Raw genomic sequence first — 4,141 nt, 5'->3', positions numbered from 1 at the left:
TGCGGTAGATCGTCATCACGAACCCGAGGCCGGCCCTCTCCTCCTCGTACTGGTTGTAGTAGCGGCTGATGTAGGTCTCAACCTCCGAGTAGAGTTCCTGCTCCGCTTCCGACATCTCCAGCCAGATCTCTCTCGGCTCGCGAGCCGCTATGTGCTGGGTGATGAGGCCCTGATCGTGGTACTGTCGCAGCAGCTCGCGGGTGTGACGATGAATGCCGGTCACGACCGGATGGCAGGTGATGCACGTCAACCATTTTGACCGGTGCGACATTCATTCTTGCCGGTCTGATTCCTCCTTTGTCAGTTGATTCTGAGCCGCATTTGTCCTATAGCTTGGTAGGTCAAACTCCAGGATCACCGAGTGGTGAACGATCCTGTCTATTGCCGCCGCAGTCGCCATAGGGTTTGCGAACACCTTCTCCCACTCGCTGAACACCAGGTTCGAGGTGATCCCCAGAGACCTTCGCTCGTAGCGTTCGGCTATCAGCGTGAACAGCACCTCGGACTCCTCAGCTCCCTGCGGTAGGTAGCCGAGGTCGTCGATCACCAGCAGGTCGAAGTTGTCCAGCTTTCTGAGCATCCTGGGTAGCTCCAGGTCCCTCTTGGCAGCAAGCATGTCCCCGGCCTCCGCCGGGGCAGGCTCTGCACCAGGCGGTATGCTGGGATGAACAGCACCGAGCGACTGGACTCGACCAGCCTGTGTCCTATGGCACACATCGCGTGGGTCTTGCCCGTTCCCGGCATCCCGAACGCCACCACGTTGACGCCATGATCGACGAAGTCACCCGCTCCCAGTCTCTCGGGCTGCTGTCTCAGCTGCACCGCCGTCCTGTCGTGATCGGGCGTCTCCCAAGTCTTGCCCGCCGCCCGGCAGCTTCGACGCTCTCTCCACCAATCTCTCACTCGTGGCCGCCGCCGCTGGCTTCTGCGGCTCGCCTTCCATCAGATTCTCCCTCGGAAGAACCAGCGGCGGCGGGTTGATTCGTGATCAATCCGGCACCTCCCGGGTTTCAGATGATCGCCATGACAGACCGGCAGAAGCAATGGTCGTTGTTCATCTCATATCACGTCAGATCCGGAACCTCCCCCTCCGGCATGCGGTAGCCGACGCGGGGCTCGGCGAAGATGTACTTCGGGCTGGCAGCATCCTCCCCCAGCTTGCGTCGCAGCCTCATCAGGTGCGTGCGTATTACCCGAGCGTCGCGGGTGCGCGTTCGCCCCCACACCCTTCGAAGGATCTGATCGTGGGTCAGTACTCGTCCCGCACTGGTCGCAAGCTCTGAGATCAGGCGATACTCGGTGGTCGTCAACTGCACTGGAAAGCCGGCAACCGTCACGCGCCTTTCGGCATAGTCTATGGTCAGGTCTCCCAGTACATAGGGTTCGGCTGGCTCGTCCCGCGGCGGGCCCTCCTGTTTACGCAACGCCGCTCGTATTCTCGCCACGAGCTCGGTCGGTGAAAAAGGTTTGCCGATGTAGTCATCGGCCCCCATCTCGAAGGCCCTGGCGATCACCTGGTCCCTTCCGTAAGCGGACAGGAGGATCACCGGAATGTCCGCGATGTCGAGGATGTCCTGCATCAGATCGATCCCATCGGAGCCGGGCAGCAACAGATCTACCAGTGCAAGGTCGGGCCTCTCCTGCTCCATGAGGTCCAGCGCCTCCTCCGGGTCGGCTGTCACGATCACGGAATAGCCCGCATCTGAGAGGGCGTGCCGCACGTACCTGAGTGTCAGTGGATCGTCGTCCACCGCGAGGACGAGCGCCTGCTGGCCTTCCACACGTCCGAACGGCGTGGGGAGACTGGTGGGAACGGTCGCGTGGTCCTCGACGATGGGAAGCGTGAAAGTGAACTTCGCGCCGAGGCCCGGCCCGTCGCTTTCTGCCCAGATACGACCGCCGTGGGCCTCGACTATCCCCTTGCAGATGGAGAGACCCAGGCCAGAGCCAATGGTGCCATCTCCTCCTCCCTCCACGCTGTCGAGCCGGGAAAACTTCCGGAACATGAGAGGCAACCGGTCAGCAGATACACCAACTCCGTCGTCGGACAATGAGAACCACACATGGACCCCCTCCAGTCCTGCCGACAGACGGATGCTGGTCGTGGCAGGCGACTGTCGTTCGGCATTGGAAAGCAGATTCCCGAGCACCTGCACGATGCGTCGCCTGTCTGCCATAACCCTGGGCAGGTCCGGAGGCAGGTCGATGTGGATGCTGTCCCTGCCGCCTCCGCTCAGGAAGGTGTTTCTGGCACGGTCCACGAGTGTGGCTGGGTCGGTGGTTTCAGGGGTGACCGACAGTCTGCCCGTCTCTATACGGGCCACGTAGAGCAGATTACTGATCAGTTCGAGCATGTGGTTGGCCTGGTCGTCGACGATCCGGAAGAACTGCTGCATTTCGGCGGTGTCGAGAACGGACGAAGTGCCCAAAACGGCAGCAGCCGAGCCCTTGATGGAGGTGAGCGGGGCACGCAGCTCATGGCTCACCATCGCCAGAAACTCGGCCCGCAGTCGCTCCGTCTCCTCCATTGCCGACATATCCTGCATGGTAACCACCACCGACTCGACCTCTCCCCTCTCCGAACGGATTGGCGTCGCATTGACCAGGACGGTGACGGACCTACCGTCCGGGACTCTAACTGCGATCTCCTCTGCCCGCACCGTCTCGGCCACGCTCAGCGCCTGTGCCAGGGCGAACTCCTGCAGCGATATCTCCCTTCCGTCACCTCGCCGGTAGGTGATCGTCTCCAGCATCTCCTCCGGTGACTGGCCGGGGTTGCGCAGGTCGTCCACCAGCCTCGTCGCCTCCCTGTTGGAGGACAGAGGGACTCCCTTGGCGGCATCGAAGACGATGACTCCCACCGGCGAGGTGTTTATCAGAGTCTCAAGGTCGGCCCTGGCCCGTTGCTCATCCTGGTGTCTGCGGGCGTTGGAGATTGCCATGGCAGCCTGCGAGGCGAACATCCGCAGGGTGTCCTCGTCCTCCTGGGTGAACTCCAGGCCTCCCTCCTTGTGCGCCACGCTGACAGTGCCGACGTGCGTTCCCCTGTGGCGTATGGGCACGCCAAGGAAGCTCCTCACAGGCCCCAATGGTGGGCCGACCTCCGCAAGGCCGACCGACGCCGTGTGAGAGGAGAAGTCCGCCACCCTGAGTGGTTCGGCCATCCCGGACAGGTAGTGGAGCAGCTCAATGGCGCCGGTCAGACCGGCGAACGTCCGGTACTCCTCTTCGGTGACGCCGGAGGTGAGGAACGCCTCGAGCTCCCCTGACTCGTCGACGATTGTGAGGCACCCCCTGCTCGCCCCGGTCAGGGAGCGAGCGCCGTCCACCCCCCCCTGTAGGACGGTATCGAGGTCGAGGTCTTCGGTGATGCGCAGGCTGGCCTCGCCCAGCCTGTAGAGCCGCTCCCGCAGCGCTTCGTTCTCTTTCGAGAGATCGTCGGCATTCATCGGTTTCTTCAATCCCCTCCGGATAGACTCATTCCTTACAACAGAATCATGGCTGGGCGGCTCGATGGGGCCAGGGCAGTCCGGATCGCTATGGGCTCGTTTCAGGGTGATCTTACAAATTTCCGGTGTACGTTAGTCAATTGTTACCGACGGTACATGTAATGTGACTGAACGTCACCGATGATTGCACTAAAATCACCCCAATATTAAGTTGAGCCCAGCGAGTGATGCAGAGCTGGCTGGGGCACACAGAGTCAGCCCATCCTTCCGGAGCCGGACTGGGACTGTGGAGAACTGTCCGGCTCCTCTTCCCTTTCAGAGATATTCGATGATTGATTCCAAGACCGTCCTGGCGACCGTTCACCGGTAGGACGACACGCCACAGCTGACTGGGCGAGGAGAGCGCTGACGATGGATAGCATGGCAGACGACAGGTCCAACTCCAGCTCGGCCGTTCCGGCGCGAAGGTCTTCGAACGCTCCAGTCCTGCGGCGCGTGGCCGAGGGCGTGGGCGTCGTGAGACGAACCACGCCGGTGAGAGTGAGACCTCTCTTCCTCCTTGCAGTAGCGATAGCGATTCTGGGTGCGGCCTTGGCCGCCATGATGCCGGGCCTTGCCACGCCAGCTCACGCCTTGGACAGCGCGCTGGTGAGCAACCTCGGTAAGTCCAGCGACGGTGGGTCAGGTGCAAT

General features: G+C 61.9%; 3 protein-coding genes and 1 pseudogene. 1 reads left to right on the top strand and 3 read right to left on the bottom strand.

The genetic code is table 11. From position 1 onward, the window contains the following. From J4G14_14785 to J4G14_14775, 3 genes and pseudogenes are all read right to left on the bottom strand, one after another. Window positions 1-250, bottom strand: a 250-nt coding sequence (locus J4G14_14785) for a hypothetical protein (GenBank protein MCE2459056.1), incomplete at its 3' end; no start/stop codon positions are given. Between the two features lie 21 nt (window positions 251-271). Further along, a pseudogene (locus J4G14_14780) lies at window positions 272-744 on the bottom strand (ATP-binding protein). A 320-nt stretch (window positions 745-1,064) separates the two neighbouring features. Continuing rightward, entirely contained in the window at window positions 1,065-3,461 is a 2,397-nt protein-coding gene (locus J4G14_14775) for a response regulator (GenBank protein MCE2459055.1), read from the bottom strand. A gap of 399 nt (window positions 3,462-3,860) precedes the next feature. On the opposite strand from J4G14_14775, the gene J4G14_14770 reads away from it, so the two are divergent. Continuing rightward, on the top strand, window positions 3,861-4,141 hold a 281-nt coding region (locus J4G14_14770; GenBank protein ID MCE2459054.1), incomplete at its 3' end, for a hypothetical protein.

The organism is Dehalococcoidia bacterium, assembly GCA_021295915.1.
GTDB lineage: Bacteria > Chloroflexota > Dehalococcoidia > Lucifugimonadales > UBA1123 > VXRN01.
This window is presented reverse-complemented; position numbering and strand designations above follow the sequence as displayed.